The following is a 17,753-nucleotide window of genomic DNA, read 5'->3' on the forward strand; positions in this document are numbered from 1 at the left end:
GCCCGTCCGCGACAGAGCGCCGGCGGATCGCCGGCTTGCATCATGCTGCGTGCTCATGACAACCATCGCCGCATGGCCCGTTCAAAGACGCCACCAAAAAAGGCGAGCAGGTCGGTGCCTTGCTGCGGGGTGAACTGGCCGGGATCGACCGAACCCATGACAAGCAGTCCCGGCAGGCGACCCGGGCCAAAATCGAGCCGCAGGCAGGCTTCAGAATGGATCCGGTGGGCCTGCTGCCCATAGACCCGCGCATCCCCTTGCCGGACCGCCCGAAGCGTGACCGGACGGGCAGGCGCTTCGCGATCGCCGGCGACATACTGCTCCACGAAACCCGGTTCGGCCACGGAGAGCACCTCGCCAAGGCGCTTGACCGCCGGGTCATCCTCGTCATTCTGCACCGTCTCCAGCACCAGCCGAACCACGTCAACGCGCAGGATTTCCGCGACCTCGCCGCCGAGATCGCGCAGAAAGGGCTCAAACTCGGTAGGGTCGAGCATGCGCAGGACCGCGCGGTGGATCTGGTTCGTCCCCGCGAGGTTCTCATAGGCCGCGGCGATGACGGACCGATGCGTGTCTTCGAGCCGGTCGAGCCGCGCCTCCAGACGGTCCATCGCGATCCCGCGCAGATCGACGATATTGCTGCCCATGGCGCGTTCATTCGCGGCGATCAGCGCCTGCATGAGATCGGTGTCTTCCAGAATCATGTCGGGGCTGGAGATGAGGGTTTCCCGGAGGGACTCCTCAATGCGTCGCGTATTGGTCATGGGGCGCCTGATTGCTGTGTGACTGCTTTGAATGCCGCTTTTGCGGTCGTTGGTAGCCTTGATCCTATGCGGGAGTCCCCGCTGTCAAGCGATGTGCACCGCCCGACGCGGAACGGTTGCGGGTCGCGCGGGTTTGGTCACACCCGCGATCCGTGTCACACTGGGCGTGTCACGGGCCAAGAGGGAGCGCGCCATGCCACGCATTGACCAGACCACTGAGGTGCAGACCGTCATCACCACCTTCGAGACCAGTCCGGGCACCTGTCAGGACTTGATGGATGCCCTGACCGATGCCTATGCCGAGTTCATCTCCAAGCAGAAGGGGTTCATTGCAGCCGGTCTGCACGTGAATGATGCGCAGACACGGATTGCCAATTATTCCCAATGGGAGCGGCGTGAAGATTTTCAGGCGATGCTGCGCTCCGATGAGATGCGGTCGCGCAACCGGGGGTTTGCCCCGCTGTGCCGGAGCTTTGAACCGGTGCTTTACGATGTCGTGGCCACGTTTGACTGATCCGGCCAGGCGGGCCGCGCCCCGTTTGCGGGCCGGAACCCGCGCAGGGAGGCTGTGCGGAAAGGCACAGTGCGGAATGTGGTATCGTGCTGGACAGGGTTGCGCGGACTGATACCTCAAGGGTGACAGGACCGAAGACCGCCGGAGGGGCGGGCGGTCCGCAGTCCAACCCGAGGGAGATGCGACCATGACACGCGATGCACTGGACCTCACGGTGCGTGATGGGCTGCCGGAGGCGCTTCAGGTGCTTCTGGCCGAGTTTCCCCGGCAGGGCTGGGAGCGGCACCCGCATTTCGCCGGGCTGGTGCAGTTCTGGCTCGACCGGCATGCCATGTTCCGCAAGCTGACCGCCGTGATGCTGGAGGACGCGGAAGCCGCGATGGACGCGCGGCTTGATCCGCAGGCGCATCTGCCACGGCTGTCGCGGTTCGGGGGAATGCTGGTCAGCCAGCTCCATGGCCATCATCAGATCGAAGACACCCATTATTTCCCGGTTTTGACCCGGATCGAGCAACCCCTTGAGCGGGGTTTCGCGATCCTCGACAAGGACCATCACGCGCTTGATGGTTTGCTCGCGCGGTTTACGGATGCGGCGAATGGCGTGCTGCAAGGTGGCGCGGAGGTCGGCCCGTTCCGCGAGGAGCTTCTCTCGTTTCAGCGGTTCCTTGATCGGCACATCGAAGATGAAGAGGATCTGATCGTCCCGGTGATCCTCAAGCACGGTCCCGACGGCTTGCACTGACCGCGAGGACGGCTACACCGCCGCGTCGGACGGACAGTCGCGGAATGCCTGCACGGGGCGCGCGGCCCCGGAGAGATCCACCGTCACGGTTTGCTCTCCGAGAATGGCTGTGGCGGTGTCGTTGAATTGCAGCCCATCGAGGACATTGCCAAAGCCGCGATCCGTAACGGTCACCGTCTTGCCGTCGATCTGATGCCGTGTGGTCGAGATCTCCAGCGCTGCCCCCCCTGAAAAGCGGATTGAAAACACAGCCGCACGCTCCCATCCCTCGGGACGGGTGATTGCGATGGTGTAGAGCGCCCCGTCAAAGGTCATGCGCAGCTGAGTTTCGTGTTGGACCGTGCAAACCGGGCTCGCTGTGAATTCCCAGGCATGGAGCGGGGATGCCAGACTGCAGAGGAGAAGACCGATGCGCATAAAATGCAAATTAGAGTGCATGGTCCTCATGGCAACCGCATGCGGCGCCGCTCCCGCGCAGGAAGGTGGCGGTGCTGCGCAGCGGAAGGGTCAACGTACTGGATGCCCGCGCGCGGCGGCGAGGGCGACGCTTTGTCTGGGCATCCAGCCGTTGAGGCCGTCAGCTTCCGCCGTCCGTGCCAGCAGGCAGAGCAATGGCCGTCCGTTCGAGCGCGTCGATGGTCGAAATGCCGTCTTCGCCTTCGGAGTTGAAAGTCAGGATCACGCGGTCGCCCGCACCGAGATCTGCGGGGATCATGAGATCGGATGGCAGGGACCACACTGTCAGGTCCGTGAGCACCAGCACATTGCTCAGACGATCATGGGCCAGAACCAGCCCGGTGGTTTCGTCAGCAACAACAGGAGCAGCAACCAAAGCGGCAAGAGCCGCAGCGAAAAGAGTGCGCATCTAGCGATGTCCAAAATGAGGAAAGCGCTCTCGGCACGTCTCGTGCCTGCAGCCGCCGAGTGGAGCCTCGCACCCGGATGTCGTGCAGATGGGGTGCTGTTGGCGATGCACAAGAGCCTTGTGACGATTTATTTTTGAGGCTCGCAAACCAGCGCGCGATGCGGGGCCGGGAGTTGCCGTCGGTGCGCGCCATGGGGAGGTCCGCGACGGGTGTTTGGAGATGTGTTGCGTTGAATTTTCAGAAGTGACCGAGGCCGTTGATCGCATTTCATACCGAGATGGGGTGCAATCGCGCGCGCCGACCCCATCTTATGGCGAGATCAACGCGGAGAATCATCATGCAGTGCCCCATCGACGGAACCGATCTGGTCATCAGCGAACGCAGCGGAGTCGAGATTGACTATTGTCCGAAATGCCGTGGTGTGTGGCTCGACCGGGGAGAGCTCGACAAGATCATCGAACGCTCCGGCACGTTTGCCAAAAGCAGTCGCGACAGCGGCGGCGCGGAGCGCTTCGACAGTCAAGATCGCCGCAAGGACAAACGGTCCCGCAAGGAAGGCATCGGCGGATTTCTTGATGATCTGTTTGATTTCTAAGCCGGTTTCGTCCACGTTAACTTCGAGGACCCCGCGCGCGGATGGAAAGAGGAGCGTCATGCGAACAGGCTTATGCATCGCGGCATTGGTGTTGCTGGCAGGGTGCGGCGTGCCTTTTGTCCCACTGATCTGAGCATGATTTGGCTCATTGGCACGTGGTTTGTGGTTGCGTTTCGCGGCGCAACCTGTCAGTGCAAAAGGGCTTAGACCTTCTTTCGATACCTGTCTTCCTTCACCGGCACGCAGTCTTTCGATTACGACGCGCCTATGCTGGAGCCGCTGCGCTGTGCAAGCGGTTGATATACAAGGAAATGACAGATGGCCACTGGCACTGTAAAATGGTTCAACTCCACCAAAGGCTTCGGCTTTATCGCGCCTGAGAGCGGCGGCAAGGACGTGTTCGTGCACATCTCTGCTGTTGAGCGTTCGGGCCTGACCGGCCTCGCGGACAACCAGAAAGTGACCTACGACCTCGAATCCGGCCGCGACGGCCGCGAGAGCGCAGTGAACCTGGAACTCGTGTAAGGCTTCACTGCCCTTACCGATGTGATGCGACGCGGTCCCTTTGGGGCCGCGTTTTTTTGTGTTTTCGCGGAGTGCCTCGCGAATCGGCGGTTAACGCTTTGATTTGGCGTCTGTTTGTGGCTGGCACAAAGCATGCACATCCTATGCACATTCCATGCGCATGAGTGTGCGGGTTGGGCGTGGTCAACGGTGCGGTCGGTGGGTGCGGGGTTGCGCGCGAATGTCGGGGCCGATCCTTGGGGCGTCGGGCCGCTCTTGGCATGTCGCTCCTTTTGCGGAGTGTGACGGGAAGATCCGCCGCGCGCGGTATCACAACCCGGGATCGGGGCGCGGGGGAGACGGCCCGCGGTGCTGCGTTCGGGTCGTGTGTTCCCGGGCGCTTTATGGGTGCCGTGTCATTGCTCCGGTCGCCTGTCGTGCTTGGGTGGCCAAAGAGCCGACCCGTCCGGGCGGGCCGTCTCTCGCGCGGCGGCCTTTGGCCTTGATTCCGCGTGGTTTGCTGCCTAGCGGCAGAGTTCGATCCCGTAGAGCCCTTCATTGCGCAGCGCAACGGGCATAGGCCCGTCTGCCGTATCGATCCAGATGAGAAACAGGCGGAAAAAGTCGTTCCCGGAATCGCCGACACAGGACACATCGTACAGCGCTGCGTCCATCCCGCGGACGTTTGTCTTGTTTTCAATCACGCAATTGCGTTCGCACGTATAATACTCGTTGTTCGCAATCGGTGTTTGCCCAACGCATCCGTCGTCAACGTAGCAGAGCCCAGCGAGCGACCCCTGAGCCTGTGCTAACGTCGGAACACAGAGCGCAAAAAGCATTGCCAATTTCCTGCCGACGGTCATGTCGTCACCCTCGCTTCCTCCTTTTAACACCCCCACGCTGACCGGGGCGCCCGGCGGTTGAGCGGCCCTTGGCCTTGACCGCTTCGGCGGAGGCGCGTTCGACGGCTTGCTGGCGCGCGAGCGGGTCGTCGGCGACGGCGAGGTCGACGGCCTCAAGGCGTTTGACCTCGTCGCGCAGCCGTGCGGCCTCTTCGAATTCGAGGTTTTCGGCGGCCTTGCGCATGTCGGTGCGCAGCCCTTCGAGCACCGCCTGAAGGTTGCTGCCGGCGAGATTGTCGTCGACCTTGGCGGTGACGCGGTTCATGTCGACATCGCCCTTGTAGAGACCGGCGAGGATGTCCTCGACGTTCTTCTTGACCGTCTCGGGGGTGATGCCGTGTTCTTCGTTATAGGCGATCTGCTTGTCGCGGCGGCGGTTGGTTTCGGCCAGCGCGCGCTCCATCGAGCCAGTCATGCGGTCGGCATACATGATGACGCGGCCATCGGCGTTTCGCGCGGCGCGGCCAATGGTCTGGATCAGCGAGGTCTCGGAGCGCAAAAACCCTTCCTTGTCGGCATCGAGAATGGCGACCAGTCCGCATTCGGGAATGTCGAGACCCTCGCGCAGGAGGTTGATCCCGATCAGCACATCAAACGCGCCGAGCCGCAAGTCGCGCAGGATTTCGATCCGCTCGATCGTGTCGATATCGGAGTGCATGTAGCGGACCTTGATGCCCTGTTCATGCATGTATTCTGTGAGATCCTCGGCCATGCGCTTGGTGAGCGTGGTCGCAAGCGTCCGGTATCCCGCAGCGGTGACGCGGCGCACCTCGTCGAGCAGATCGTCGACCTGCATCTCAACGGGGCGGATCTCCACCTGCGGGTCGAGCAGGCCGGTGGGGCGGATGACCTGTTCGGTGAACACGCCGCCCGCCTGCTCCAACTCCCAGGAGGCGGGCGTGGCGGAGACAAAGACCGATTGCGGGCGCATGGCGTCCCATTCCTCGAACTTGAGCGGGCGGTTGTCCATGCAGGAGGGCAGGCGGAACCCGTGCTCGGCCAGCGTGAACTTGCGCCGGTAGTCACCCTTATACATGCCGCCGATCTGGGGGACGGAAACGTGGGATTCATCGGCGAAGACAATGGCGTTGTCGGGGATGAATTCGAAGAGCGTGGGCGGCGGCTCACCCGGCGCGCGGCCCGTGAGATAGCGCGAATAGTTCTCGATCCCGTTGCAGACGCCGGTCGCTTCCAGCATCTCGATGTCGAAATTGGTGCGCTGTTCAAGGCGCTGCGCCTCCAGCAGCTTGCCTTCGTTCACAAGCTGGTCGAGACGCTGCTTGAGCTCTTTCTTGATCTGGATGACCGCCTGCTGCATCGTCGGGCGCGGCGTGACGTAGTGGCTGTTGGCATACAGGCGGATGCGCTCGAAACCGTCGGTTTTCTTGCCCGTCAGGGGGTCAAATTCGGTGATGCCTTCCAGCTCTTCGCCGAAAAAGCTCAGTTTCCAGGCGCGGTCCTCAAGGTGGGCGGGCCAGACTTCGAGGCTGTCGCCGCGCACCCGGAAGGAGCCGCGCTGGAATGCCTGATCGTTGCGGCGATATTGCTGCGCCACCAGATCGGCCATGACCTTGCGTTGGTCATACTCGCGGCCGACATGCAGATCCTGCGTCATGGCCCCGTAGGTCTCGACCGAACCAATGCCGTAGATGCAGGAGACCGAGGCCACGATGATCACGTCGTCGCGTTCGAGCAGGGCGCGGGTGGCCGAGTGGCGCATCCGGTCGATCTGTTCGTTGATCTGCGATTCTTTCTCGATATAGGTGTCGGAGCGCGGCACGTAGGCTTCGGGTTGGTAATAATCGTAATAGCTGACGAAATATTCCACCGCGTTGTCAGGGAAGAAGCCCTTGAACTCGCCGTAAAGCTGGGCTGCCAGCGTCTTGTTGGGCGCGAGGATGATCGCGGGGCGCTGGGTTTCCTCGATGATCTTGGCCATGGTGAAGGTCTTGCCGGTGCCGGTTGCGCCAAGCAGCACCTGATCGCGCTCGCCGTTGCGCACGCCTTCGGACAGCTCGGCAATGGCGGTGGGCTGGTCACCGGCGGCTTCGAATTCGGTGTGCATCGTGAAGCGGATGCCACCTTCGAGCTTTTCGCGTGTCCGCACATCGGGGGCGGCGGCGTGCAGCACGGGCATCTGCTCGGGGCTGTTATTGTGCATGAAACCCTCCGATTGTTCGCACTTTGTTCGAATATCACACCCGTTCGGGAAAGGCACGGGGGCGGTTTGTGTGGCTGCGTCGTTCCCCGCGGGATATAGGGCGCATCCGCGTCGATCCCAAGCGCTTTGGACGCCTCGCGATTCCGAGTCGACGCGCGCGGGGCCGGATCGCGGAGGGAAGAGTTGGCCATCGCGCGGTCCTGTCAGGCCAGCGTGACGCCATCTTGTCGCAGGAAGCTGACGGTGGGATTGGAGGCGCTGGGTGCATTCTTCTTTGTTAACAATTTGTTAACGGCAATCGGGAGTGTTGGTGGCAAAGAGGCACATCATTGGTGATGAAAGAAATCATTTGGCTAAACAGATGGGGCATTCTTATCTTTGGGTAAGCAAGCAGACGGTTTGGTCGGGTTTCGGTTCGCACACACCCACCCCTCGCTCCCCGCGGGCCAAGGTTCGGCCAAACCCTGCTTGTGGTTGCGCCCTGTATGTCCGATTTGGTTTTTGTGCCGCCTGCGTCAACGCAGCAAGGTCTGGGTGCTTGCCTGCGTCGCAGGAATCTCCGATAAGGCTGCAAGCACAGGAGTTTGCCATGCGCGCACGCATTTTCCAGCCGGCCCGGACGGCCATGTCGTCGGGACAGGGCAAGACGAAGCACTGGGTGCTTGAGTTTGCACCCGAATCGGCCCGTGAAGTGGATCCCTTGATGGGATGGACCTCGTCATCGGACACGCAAAGTCAGGTTCGGCTGAAATTCGAGAGCAAGGACGCCGCGCTGGCCTATGCCAAGGAGCATGGCATTGATGCGCTCGTGTTCGAGCCGCAGAAGCGCCGCCAGAACATTCGCCCCCGGGGATATGCGGAGAATTTTGCGGTGGACCGTCGGGGTGCCTGGACGCATTGAGGCGCGTCCCGGTAACGGTGTGGCGGCGCCTGCGGAAGGGCTCCGGAGACCACCGATTTCAGATCCGGTGACGGGCGCCCCACTGGGCGCCTTTTTCATATGTCTGGGGGCATGGCGATGGCAGGCAAGGCTCTGAACAAGGCGAATCTTGCAGCGCTGGGCGCAGAGACGCTGGCCGATCTGCTGCTGGAATGCGTCAAGGGGGATGCGGCCCGCCAGCGCAGGGTCCGGATGGCTCTGGCCGCGGATCTGGGACCGGAGGCGGTCGCGGCGGATGTGCGCAAGCGGTTTGCCTCGATCCGGCGGGGACGCAGCTTCATCTCGCGCAAGACGCAAAAGACCCTGGCAAAGGAATTGGCCGATCTCACGACGCTGATCGAGACGCGTATCGCCCCGGAGGCCCCGGATCTCGGCTTTGAGTTGCTGTGGGCGCAGCTGCACCTTGCGGCCGGCATCCATGAGCGCACCGATGACAGCCGGGGCACGATCGGCGACGCGATGGCAGGCACGATGGAGGCGGTCGCGCGGCTGGCCCCGACGCTGACGAAGGACCCAGAGGCGCTGGCGGAGGATGTGTTCGAGGCGGTTTCCGTCGACGGCTATGGCGCGTTCGATCATGCGGTGCAGGCGCTGGCGGATGCCCTCGGCGACAGCGGGTTGGCGCGGCTGAAATCGCTGGCCGAAACGGCGCGTGCCGCGCCGCTGAGCGAGGCTGACCTCATGCTCTACGGGTTCATCACCGACCCGGGCCAGCGCGCGGACCGGGCGCGGGTGGCGCGCGACCGAACCGTTGCCATGATCCTTCAGGATGTCGCGGACCTTCAGGGTGACGTGGACGCGTGGCTGGCACGCTATACGCCCGAGCAACTGACCTTCCACACCATCGCCCCTGAAGCCGCCGCCCGCCTGTTGGAGGCGGGACGTGCGCAAGAGGCGTTGAGGCTTGTCGAAGCCGCGTTACCGAATGATGACCTCTGGCTCGACAAGGCGGATCTGGACGCGGCGCATTTCGCCTGTCTGGAGGCTCTGGGCCGGACGGAGGATCTGCGCGCCGCGCTGTGGAGGCGGTTCGAGACCCGGCTTTGCCCCGCCGCGCTGCGCCGTCATCTGAAGCTGCTGCCGGATTTCGACGATATCGAGGCGGAGGAGGCAGCACGGCAGCACGTGCTTGCGTTTGCCCCCGTCGAAGCGGCGCTGGGTTTTGCCCTGGAGGCACCGGACATGACCCTCGCGGCGGAGCTGGTCATGGCACGGCACGCGGAGATTGACGGCGAGGCCTACGAGGTGCTGACGCCCCTTGCCGATGGCTTGACCGGCGCGCATCCGCTGGCGGCGGTGCTGCTGTGGCGGGCGATGATCGATTTTGCCCTGTCCCGTGCGCGCGCCGGACGCTATGGCCATGCTGCGCGGCATCTGGCCGCTTGTGCAGCGGCGGATGCGGAGATCATGGATTATGCCGGGCATCCGACGCATGAGGCATATTTGAGCGGGTTGCGCAGCGCGCATGGCCGGAAGTCGGGTTTCTGGCGGCGCGTCGATTGACCGGTCGGGCACGGTGGTCGCGGGGTTGAAATGGCGCGGGTCGGTCGTCGCCGCACTGGCCCAACCGCGCGGAGGGCGTAAGAGGGTGTGTGATGGCGCTACGGTTTGAACCGGTATTGGGTGATGATGCCGGCGCGGAGGCGCTGATCGCGGCGCATCACGCGTTGATGCGGGCGCAGAGTCCGGAAGAAAGCTGTCATGTGCTTGATGCAGCCGGTTTGCGGCGCTCCGGCGCGCGGCTCTTCGTCTTGCGGACCGGGGCGGGGACGGTCTGTGCCATCGGGGCGTTTCAGCCGCTGGATCACGTCATGCCGATCGCGGGTGCGGTCGAGTTGAAATCGATGCACATTGCGGCGTCGCATCGCGGTCAGGGGCTGGGACATGCCTTGTTGACAGGTCTGCTCGACGCGGCGCGGGCCGCAGGCGCCACAACGGTCTGGCTGGAAACCGGGTCCGAATCGGGCTTTGCCGCGGCGCGCGCGCTCTATGAGCGGGCGGGGTTTGCCTATTGCCCACCCTTCGGCACATACCGGGAAGATCCGCTCAGCGTGTTCATGACGCGCAACTTGTAGTCATGGCGCGCCGAGCGACTTGCCAGAGGGCACGAAACGGGGCAAACCTGCGCCAGAGCGGTCCCTTAGCTCAACTGGATAGAGCAGCTGACTTCTAATCAGCAGGTTGAGGGTTCGAGTCCTTCAGGGATCGCCAGTTTCGTTTCGATGCCTCTCCGGCGGCGTTCGGCGGCTGCGCGCAGCCGCCAATCCCCCGCGCGTCTATGGCAACAGCATTCCACGGATCATGAAGAAGAACATTGCCGCCATGGTTGCCGCGACCGGAACGGTGATGATCCAGGCCGCTGCGATCCGAAGCAGGAGGTTGCGCTTGACCAGTTCGACACGGTGCACGCGACCCAGACCGCGTCTTTCGCGTTTTCCAAGCAGACGGTTGGATGAGCTCTCGGCCTTCATGTTGCGCAACATGTCGCCCTTGGTTGCCACATCCGCAGCCTCGAATTCCTTCAGGAACGTTTCGACGGCCTCGGGGTCCGATTGCGCGTGGTGATCCCTGATCTGATCGATCGTCCGCGCGTAGCTCGATTTGATGTATTCGCGCAGAAAGCCGACACCGAACACGCCGCCGACGGCAATATGGGTCGAGCTGACCGGAAGCCCCAGTTGCGATGCGATGATGACGGTAATGGCCGCGGCCATGGCGATGCAGAAGGCCCGGATCTTGTCGAGTTCGGTGATTTCGCTGCCGACGGTGCGAATCAGCTTTGGCCCGTAAAGCGCTAGCCCCAGGGAAATCCCGATCGCCCCGACCGCCATGACCCAAAGCGGAATGCCCGCCTTGGTGGAGATGCCGCCATCCATGATGGCTTCGTTGATCCCGGCCAGCGGCCCAACGGCATTGGCCACGTCATTGGCCCCATGCGCAAAACTCAGAAGTGCTGCGGCGAAAATCAGCGGGATCGTAAACAGTTCGTTGACGCTTGATTTGTGGTTCTCAAGACGCGCTGTCAGGCGGGCCGTATAGGGTCGCATGAGCATGAAGATGACGGCGGCCATGGCCAAGCCGATCACCAGAGCGACCGGGAAGGACACGGTGACGATCTTCTTGATGCCTTTCAGCATCAGATATGTCGTGAAGGCCCAGGCCATGATCGCCACGAGAAAGGGAACCACACGATTCGCCGCGTCAAGAACATTGCTCTGGTAGGTGATCGAGCGCTTTATGAAATAGAGAAAGCCCGCAGCGATCAAGCCGCCCAGCATGGGGGAGATCACCCAACTGGCAGCGATCTGGCCCACCACCGACCAGTCGGCGACGTTCCATCCTGCGGCCGCGATACCGGCGCCAAGAACGCCGCCGACAATTGAATGCGTGGTCGATACCGGCGCGCCAACCGCCGTTGCGAGGTTCAGCCAGACCGCCGCGGCCAGCAACGCCGCGATCATCAGCCAGATGAACGTGTTCCGGTCCGCCACGAGGTCGGGATCGATGATCCCGCTCTTGATCGTTCCGACAACCTCACCTCCCGCAATCAAGGCGCCACCCGCCTCGAAGAAGACAGCGATGACAATGGCTCCGGTCAGGGTGATGGCATGTGACCCGACGGCCGGGCCGACATTGTTGGCCACGTCATTCGCACCGATGTTCATCGCCATGTAGCCGCCGATCATCGCAGCCGCGACCATCAGGGTGCCATCAATCCCGCCATCGGTTCTCACGATGGTGAACAGCATGATGCCAACGATAAACAACAGCGCTGTGCCGAAGCGGAACAACTCGTCTCTGTTCCGCTGAACGGCATGTTCGATATTCTCTGTTTTCAGCACGGTTTTAGCCCCCCCGTTACACCCAATTGAGGGGCGATCATGTCATGTTTGCCATTTCCCAGAATGAGCCAGATCAAAGACAGCATATTCAAGCGACGATATGTCTCTGCATTACATCGCCGGACACGGGAGGGTTTTGGGTGAAGCGATCTCAGGGAACGCGGCTTGCGCTGATGCATGGAGTGCAGTTGCCGCGACAGACAGCGGCACCGTCATCGCCGACGGGAGCCTTATCGGCAGCAGCATCGAAAGCGGGATTGGCAGCGGCAAGACAGTCTGGCGCAGAGACGTGACGCGTTATTTCCTGCCGGTTGCCATCGGCGCGCTTCTGCTCGCGTTCTGGTTAAGTCCTGACGCGCGGGAAATCGCTGCGGGTGTCGCCATCTTCCTGTTCGGGATGCTGATGCTTGAAGACGGCTTCAAGCTGCTTGGCGGCGGGACGCTGGAAAAGCTCCTGGAGCGGGCGACCCATTCCACGCCGCGCGCGTTGATGTTCGGTATCGTCTCGACCACATTGCTGCAGTCGAGCTCTCTCGTTTCGGTCATGACCATATCGTTCCTGAGCGCGGGGCTGATTTCCCTTATCAGCGGTGTCGGGATCATCTTTGGTGCCAATATCGGGACGACGACCGGCGCCTGGCTGGTCGCGGGCCTCGGTCTCAAGGTCGATATCGCGGCCTATGCCATGCCCATGATCGCGATCAGCATCGTGCTGGTGTTCCAGAAATCGAAGGCGTTGCGGGGCTTTGGCTATGCGCTGGCGGGGCTGGGGTTCCTGTTTCTGGGCATCCATCACATGAAAGAGGGCTTTGACGCCTTCAAGGATCAGATCGACCTCACGCGCTTTGCCTTGTCGGGCTTGCTGGGCCTTGCCGTCTATTCCCTTGTCGGAACCGTTGCGACGGTTGTCATGCAGTCGAGCCATGCAACGATGGTCCTGATCCTCACGGCCCTCGCCGCCGGTCAGATCAGCTATGACAACGCGCTGGCGCTGGCGATCGGCGCAAATATCGGGACAACGATCACGGCGATCCTCGGCTCGCTGGGGGCAAACTTTCAGGGCAAACGGCTGGCGCTCGCGCACCTTATCTTCAACGTGACGACCGCGGCCGTGGCGCTGGTCCTGATTGTGCCCCTGCGCGAGGCGGTAGACTGGATCAGCGATCTGGTGGGGATCGGGGCAACAGACTATGCCCTGAAGCTGGCGGTGTTTCATACCATCTTCAATGTGCTTGGCGTCGCACTGATGCTGCCGCTTCTGTCTCGGCTGATCGCTTTTCTGGAACGCCACATCGTCGAAGCCACGCCGGATGTCAGCCGTCCGCGTTATCTCAACGAGGCTGTCGACGAATTTCCTCAATCGCTGGCAATCGCGCTGCGAAAGGAAGTGCTGCACCTTTATGAGAACGCGGCGGAACTGATCCTGCACGGTCTGAACCTGCACCGTGATCAGGTTTACTCGACAAACGACGTGGCGGCCCTTGTCAGGCGCAGCCGGGCGCCGCTGGATCTCGATATTGACGAAGGCTACGAGCATCGCGTGAAGACGCTTTACTCCGGCATTGTCGAGTTCTCGACGCGCGCCGGCAACTTGCGGGACGAGCCGGAGATCGCGGAACGCATCTATGCCTTGCGCGACGTTGCCAGCGAAATCGTGCAATCCGTGAAATCGATCAAACATCTGCGCAAGAACATTCTGCGCTACACGGTCCGGCCCAGTGGCGTGACCACCGAGCTTTATGACGAACTGCGGACGGAGATCGCGCGGATCGTGATCGAAATTCGCAAGCTGGGGCTCGCGGAGCCGGAAGACCGCAGTGCGTTGTGGCTTGATCAGGAGCGCGCGCAAGTCGAAAAGGATGCCCGCTCGACCGCCAAGCGTGTTGAGGCCCTAATCAGGAAAGGGCATCTGAGCGCGGCGGCCGCGACATCCTTCCTGAACGATTCCGGATATGCCTATGGAGCCATGCGTGATCTGATTGAAGCCGCCCGCAGCTATTACATCGACCGGGATGACGCGATGGCGGAAGTGGAACGGATCCTGACGCTGGACGAAGAGGAACTCGACGAGGTGATGACGGCCCCGAAGGGCCTCCCGCCTGCTTAGGAAACAGATGGTCCCGCGAGGGGCCTTGAGTGCACACCAGCCGTCGGTTGAGCCGCGGAAAAAATGGGGAAGCCGAAGATGGGTCTGAAGAAACTCGTTTCGAAAATGGAAGAATACAACGAGCGGCTGGAAAGCGGAAAGGCGAGCAAGATCAAGCCACATGATGTGGAGAAAGTCCTCCGCAAGCTCCGTGCCAAGGCGACCGATCTGGAGGCAGAGATCGCCTCGACGGCATCGGCGGACAAGAAGGCCCGGCTGGAGGGGAAGCTTCAAATTGCGCGCACCCATCTCGAACGCGCGGAATGGCTCCTGAAAGAACTCGGGTGATCGCGTGCAGGGGGGGCTCCGTGCGTCGCATGCCGTGGCCTGCACACGCGCCCCGAAGCGCTCACTCCGTGGGCGTATCACCAAAGATCCGTTGAGGACCTGAACCTCAACAGGGCGACCCGAAGAAAGCGCGGTTTACCGGGCGCAGGGCAGGTTGGCTCATCCGGCGAAGCGACGAAACCGCCAAGCCCGTTTGAAGCAATCGTGCCTTGACAGTGCCGGGCCACTCGATGGGGGCGGACACCTGCAGGTGCCGGGCGCTTAAATCAGGCTCGTCTCATCGAGGATCGCGCTGGTATTGCTCACCCCCACAAATGTCAGTGTGATGCCACCACCGAAATCCAGCATCAGGTCGCCATTCGCATTCAGGCTCGAATAGCCGCGCAAATCACCGACAACCGGCATGGCCTCGCTCAACAACTCCGACGCGATCTCGATAGCATCGACGTTGTTCTGGAAATCTACAACCACATCGGCTCCGGCAGAAAACACGAAGGTGTCGGCCCCCAGACCGCCCTGAAGCGTGTCATTTCCGGGTCCGCCATCCACCCGGTCATTGCCGGCATTGCCAAGCACCGTATCATTGCCAGTCCCGCCGCTCAGCACGTCAAACCCGTTGGCTCCGACCAGCCGGTCATCGCCTGAGCCGCCCGTCAGGGTATCCGCCCCGAGGCCTCCTTCGAGCAGGTCATTGCCCGAACCGCCATCAAGACTGTCATTGCCATTGTTACCCTCAAGCGTATCGTCTCCGGCGTCGCCTACCAAAGTGTCGAACCCGTCGCGCGCGGAAATGAGATCATTGTCGGCGCCACCGGCCAGCAAATCAAAGCCCAGACCGCCCTCAAGGGTGTCGTTCCCGGCATCCCCCTCGATGGTATCATTCCCGAAATTGCCACGCAGAAGATCGTCGCCGTCACCGCCGGACAAGCTGTCGAAACCGTTGAGTCCGGTCAGCGTGTCATGGCCCGCACCACCATCCGCGACGTCAAAGCCCTGACCGCCAATGATCGAATCCGCGCCGCCGTTGCCATGAAGCGTGTCATTGCCCGGCCCGCCCGAGAGCGTGTCGTCTCCGGCGTTGGGATTGCTGGGATTGGCCATCTGCACGGGTGAGTTCTCGCCACCATTGGAGCCGTCGCCAGACATCAGATCATTTCCGGCTCCGCCATTGAGCTGATCCGCCCCATCGCCGCCCGTTACGGTGTCGCGCCCGTTGCCTGCATTGATGACATCTGCATCCGCACCGCCAATAAGGCTGTCATTTCCGTCGTCCCCCACAAGCGTGTCGGCGCCCGCCCCCCCGATAATCGTGTCATCGCCAAACCCGGCGTTCAGCACATCATTGCCATCGGTTCCGTCGAGACTGTCGTCACCGGCACGCGCCACATCCTCGGGCGTTGAGCCGAAAAACCTGTTCCATGTCGCGTTGGTCCAGCGCGCAGCATTCTCGTAGGTCTCTGCGGCCCAAGCCGCAGTTGCTTCCAGCGCTTGGGCAGACAGCGATGCAAAATTCGACCATTGCTCCGCGCCCCATTCGGTCGTCGCAGACCAAGTCTCTTGTGTCCAGGAGCCAACCGCTTCCCAGGTTTCCACGGTCCAATCAACCGCGAGGTCCCAGGTCTCAGCGGCAAGGGTTTGAAGGTTGTCCCAGGTTTCGACCGTCCAATCGACGGCCGCATTCCAGACCTCGGCGGTAAAGCTCGCGATGCCACGCCACAAATCAACCCCCCAGTCGCGCATTGCGCGCAACTGATCCAGCGTCCACGTCGCGAAGACCCGCAAACCAGCCTGAATTGTCTCGATGGCGGCGGCCGTCAATTCGACAAATTCGAGAAACCCGAAGACCGAAAACCCGATATCCTGGCGCATGCTCTCCAGATTGGCGCGGGTCATCATCCGGGTTGCAAGAAAGGGGCCGGAGGGCGGATTCGCGTCGCTTTCCGTATAGTAGGCGATCAGATCTTCACCGGAGTCGGTCAGGATCTCGTTGACATCCAGCTCGCCGGTGATGATGCGGGCGACGTCAACGGTCGCGACCGTCAGCATCAGCGAGAGGTATTCGAGGCTGAAATCCAACCCGGTGCCTACACCACCATAGAGATGGCTGAACTCCTCGGCGCTCAGGGCTCCGACAAAGGCTGCGCCGGAGTCGAAGCGGACCAGGTTCCAATCATAGCCTTCTGCGCCCGTGAGCACCGGCTGCGCCCATTGTGTTGTGTGGGCCGCTATCAGCTGGGTCCAGGGGAGGGGGCTGAAATGGTCAAAGCTGTAATAGGTGGCCGTGCCGTCGATGAACGCTTCGCCCGCCATGCTGACAAGGTCGCCTTCAGCTATGAAATGATGCACTGCGTCTGCGGTTTGTGAGTCCGGAAGGGCGTCATAGGTCTCAACCAATTCGCGCGAGATCCCCGGTGAATTGAAGGTGGCGACTTGGCCGATATCAAACCCTTCCTCCGCAGCACGAACGGCAATGTACTGCGCCTGTGCACCTCCGAGGCTGTGGCCCGTCAGATGCGTGCCGGGATTGAGCCGCAAGAAACTTGCGATCTGGGGCCAGACAAGGTCGACCTGGTCTTGCCCGATGATGCCGGGATTGAAGTCGGTGAGAATGTCCCCGAGATTGGAGGTTCCGCGAATGGCGAGGATCGGGGCCCCGATCGGCGATGTGGCAGGTATCGCGTAAAACCCCGTTCCCTCGGTCGGATTGCCCACAATCGGCTCGCCCAGGGAATAGCCCCATTGCTCATTGAGCGCGTCGAATTCCGTGTCTTCATCCTGCGTGCCTGTACGACCATAGGCAACGATCCGGGCGAAATATTCGAGGTCGACAGTTGTGGGAAGGTAGGGCACGGCAAACACATCCGTGGAGGTCCCGATAATCAAACCGCCGGTCAGTTGGCGGTCGCTCAGCTCTTCAACGCTGAAGGTGCCATCGGTGAATTCGATGGTTTCGACACCAATCAACAGGTCGGTGCCGGCCGGCGAAATGACCCGCACGGCATTGCCAATCTCAAGCACGGTCGCCCTGTTCGAGGCGACCTCATAGATGACCAGATCATTGCCCTCGCCCGCAGCCAGGGTGTCGTCCCCGTCTCCGCCGATGAGGGTGTCGTTGCCGAACCCGGTGGTGATGCTGTCATTGCCCGCGCCGCCATCGACGAAGGCATCGTTCTCCGAGATGGCCACAGGCGAGGTGAGCGCCAGAATGTCGTTGCCGGATCCGCCAATCACCTCGGCACGCTCGAACCCGGAATAGCTGAGCGCGGCCGTGGCGTTGTTCTCGCCGACGATCTGCCCGTTGATCCGTTGAATGTCTTCCGTGAAGGCGCTCAGGTCGAGACGCAGCACATCGATGGCCGAACCGGCGCCCCCGCGGATCTCGCCATTGAAGATATCCTCGTCATAGAGGACGACCTCGACGCGGTCAGCGCCCGTCCCGCCGTAATAGATAAGCTCTTCGATGCCATCAAATTGCAGGCCGTCATTGAG

The 17,753-nt window shown here is 62.0% G+C and carries 15 protein-coding genes, 1 tRNA gene and 1 pseudogene; 10 read left to right on the forward strand and 7 right to left on the reverse strand.

The features are described from left to right. Positions 1–53: 53 nt before the first annotated feature. Positions 54–764, reverse strand: a complete 711-nt coding sequence (locus J1C49_RS18930; protein ID WP_227447409.1) for a DUF484 family protein — start codon at positions 762–764, stop codon at positions 54–56. 193 nt (positions 765–957) lie between these two features. On the opposite strand from J1C49_RS18930, the gene J1C49_RS18935 reads away from it, so the two are divergent. Together J1C49_RS18935 and J1C49_RS18940 are read left to right on the forward strand one after the other, a co-directional pair. After that, positions 958–1,278 (forward strand): antibiotic biosynthesis monooxygenase, encoded by a 321-nt coding sequence (locus J1C49_RS18935; protein WP_227447410.1) that lies wholly within the window; start codon positions 958–960, stop codon positions 1,276–1,278. 187 nt (positions 1,279–1,465) lie between these two features. After that, positions 1,466–2,020 carry a hemerythrin domain-containing protein gene (locus tag J1C49_RS18940; protein WP_227447411.1) on the forward strand — a complete coding sequence of 185 codons (555 nt, stop codon included), beginning with the start codon at positions 1,466–1,468 and terminating at the stop codon, positions 2,018–2,020. Positions 2,021–2,032: 12 nt separating this feature from the next. Here J1C49_RS18940 and J1C49_RS18945 read toward each other — a convergent pair whose 3' ends face one another. Together J1C49_RS18945 and J1C49_RS18950 are read right to left on the reverse strand one after the other, a co-directional pair. After that, positions 2,033–2,335, reverse strand: coding sequence for a hypothetical protein (locus tag J1C49_RS18945; RefSeq protein ID WP_227447412.1), 303 nt, complete (start codon positions 2,333–2,335; stop codon positions 2,033–2,035). 262 nt (positions 2,336–2,597) lie between these two features. Next, on the reverse strand, positions 2,598–2,885 hold the full coding sequence (locus J1C49_RS18950; protein WP_227447413.1) for a hypothetical protein: 288 nt from the start codon (positions 2,883–2,885) through the stop codon (positions 2,598–2,600). Between the two features lie 338 nt (positions 2,886–3,223). Between J1C49_RS18950 and J1C49_RS18955 the strand changes: the two genes are divergently transcribed. Continuing rightward, positions 3,224–3,481, forward strand: a complete 258-nt coding sequence (locus tag J1C49_RS18955; RefSeq protein ID WP_227447414.1) for a zf-TFIIB domain-containing protein — start codon at positions 3,224–3,226, stop codon at positions 3,479–3,481. Between the two features lie 318 nt (positions 3,482–3,799). Then, the gene (locus J1C49_RS18960) at positions 3,800–4,006 is read left to right on the forward strand and encodes a cold-shock protein (protein ID WP_227447415.1); all 207 of its coding nucleotides are present in this window, start codon (positions 3,800–3,802) and stop codon (positions 4,004–4,006) included. 503 nt (positions 4,007–4,509) lie between these two features. Here J1C49_RS18960 and J1C49_RS18965 read toward each other — a convergent pair. Further along, entirely contained in the window at positions 4,510–4,659 is a 150-nt protein-coding gene (locus J1C49_RS18965; protein WP_227447416.1) for a hypothetical protein, read from the reverse strand. 193 nt (positions 4,660–4,852) lie between these two features. After that, on the reverse strand, positions 4,853–7,048 hold the full coding sequence (gene uvrB, locus J1C49_RS18970; protein ID WP_255670794.1) for an excinuclease ABC subunit UvrB: 2,196 nt from the start codon (positions 7,046–7,048) through the stop codon (positions 4,853–4,855). A 589-nt stretch (positions 7,049–7,637) separates the two neighbouring features. Here uvrB and J1C49_RS18975 point away from each other — a divergent pair. The 4 genes from J1C49_RS18975 (at position 7,638) to J1C49_RS18990 (ending at position 10,199) form a co-directional block, all read left to right on the forward strand. Continuing rightward, entirely contained in the window at positions 7,638–7,949 is a 312-nt protein-coding gene (locus J1C49_RS18975) for an ETC complex I subunit (protein WP_227447417.1), read from the forward strand. A gap of 117 nt (positions 7,950–8,066) precedes the next feature. After that, positions 8,067–9,491 (forward strand): DUF6880 family protein, encoded by a 1,425-nt coding sequence (locus J1C49_RS18980; RefSeq protein WP_227447418.1) that lies wholly within the window; start codon positions 8,067–8,069, stop codon positions 9,489–9,491. Positions 9,492–9,583: 92 nt separating this feature from the next. Then, positions 9,584–10,063, forward strand: a complete 480-nt coding sequence (locus J1C49_RS18985) for a GNAT family N-acetyltransferase (protein WP_227447419.1) — start codon at positions 9,584–9,586, stop codon at positions 10,061–10,063. Between the two features lie 59 nt (positions 10,064–10,122). Then, positions 10,123–10,199: transfer RNA gene (locus tag J1C49_RS18990), tRNA-Arg, on the forward strand. Positions 10,200–10,264: 65 nt separating this feature from the next. On the opposite strand, the gene J1C49_RS18995 is transcribed toward J1C49_RS18990, so the two are convergent. Next, positions 10,265–11,830, reverse strand: a complete 1,566-nt coding sequence (locus J1C49_RS18995) for an inorganic phosphate transporter (RefSeq protein ID WP_227447420.1) — start codon at positions 11,828–11,830, stop codon at positions 10,265–10,267. Between the two features lie 136 nt (positions 11,831–11,966). Between J1C49_RS18995 and J1C49_RS19000 the strand changes: the two genes are divergently transcribed. Beyond that, positions 11,967–13,937, forward strand: coding sequence for a Na/Pi cotransporter family protein (locus tag J1C49_RS19000; protein WP_227447421.1), 1,971 nt, complete (start codon positions 11,967–11,969; stop codon positions 13,935–13,937). Between the two features lie 78 nt (positions 13,938–14,015). After that, positions 14,016–14,264, forward strand: a complete 249-nt coding sequence (locus J1C49_RS19005) for a hypothetical protein (protein WP_227447422.1) — start codon at positions 14,016–14,018, stop codon at positions 14,262–14,264. Between the two features lie 261 nt (positions 14,265–14,525). Here J1C49_RS19005 and J1C49_RS19010 read toward each other — a convergent pair. After that, positions 14,526–17,753 (reverse strand): annotated as a pseudogene (locus J1C49_RS19010) (hypothetical protein); the annotation flags it as partial.

Source organism: Cognatishimia sp. F0-27 (assembly GCF_020667845.1).
In the GTDB taxonomy this organism is placed as follows: Bacteria; Pseudomonadota; Alphaproteobacteria; order Rhodobacterales; family Rhodobacteraceae; genus JAFMPQ01.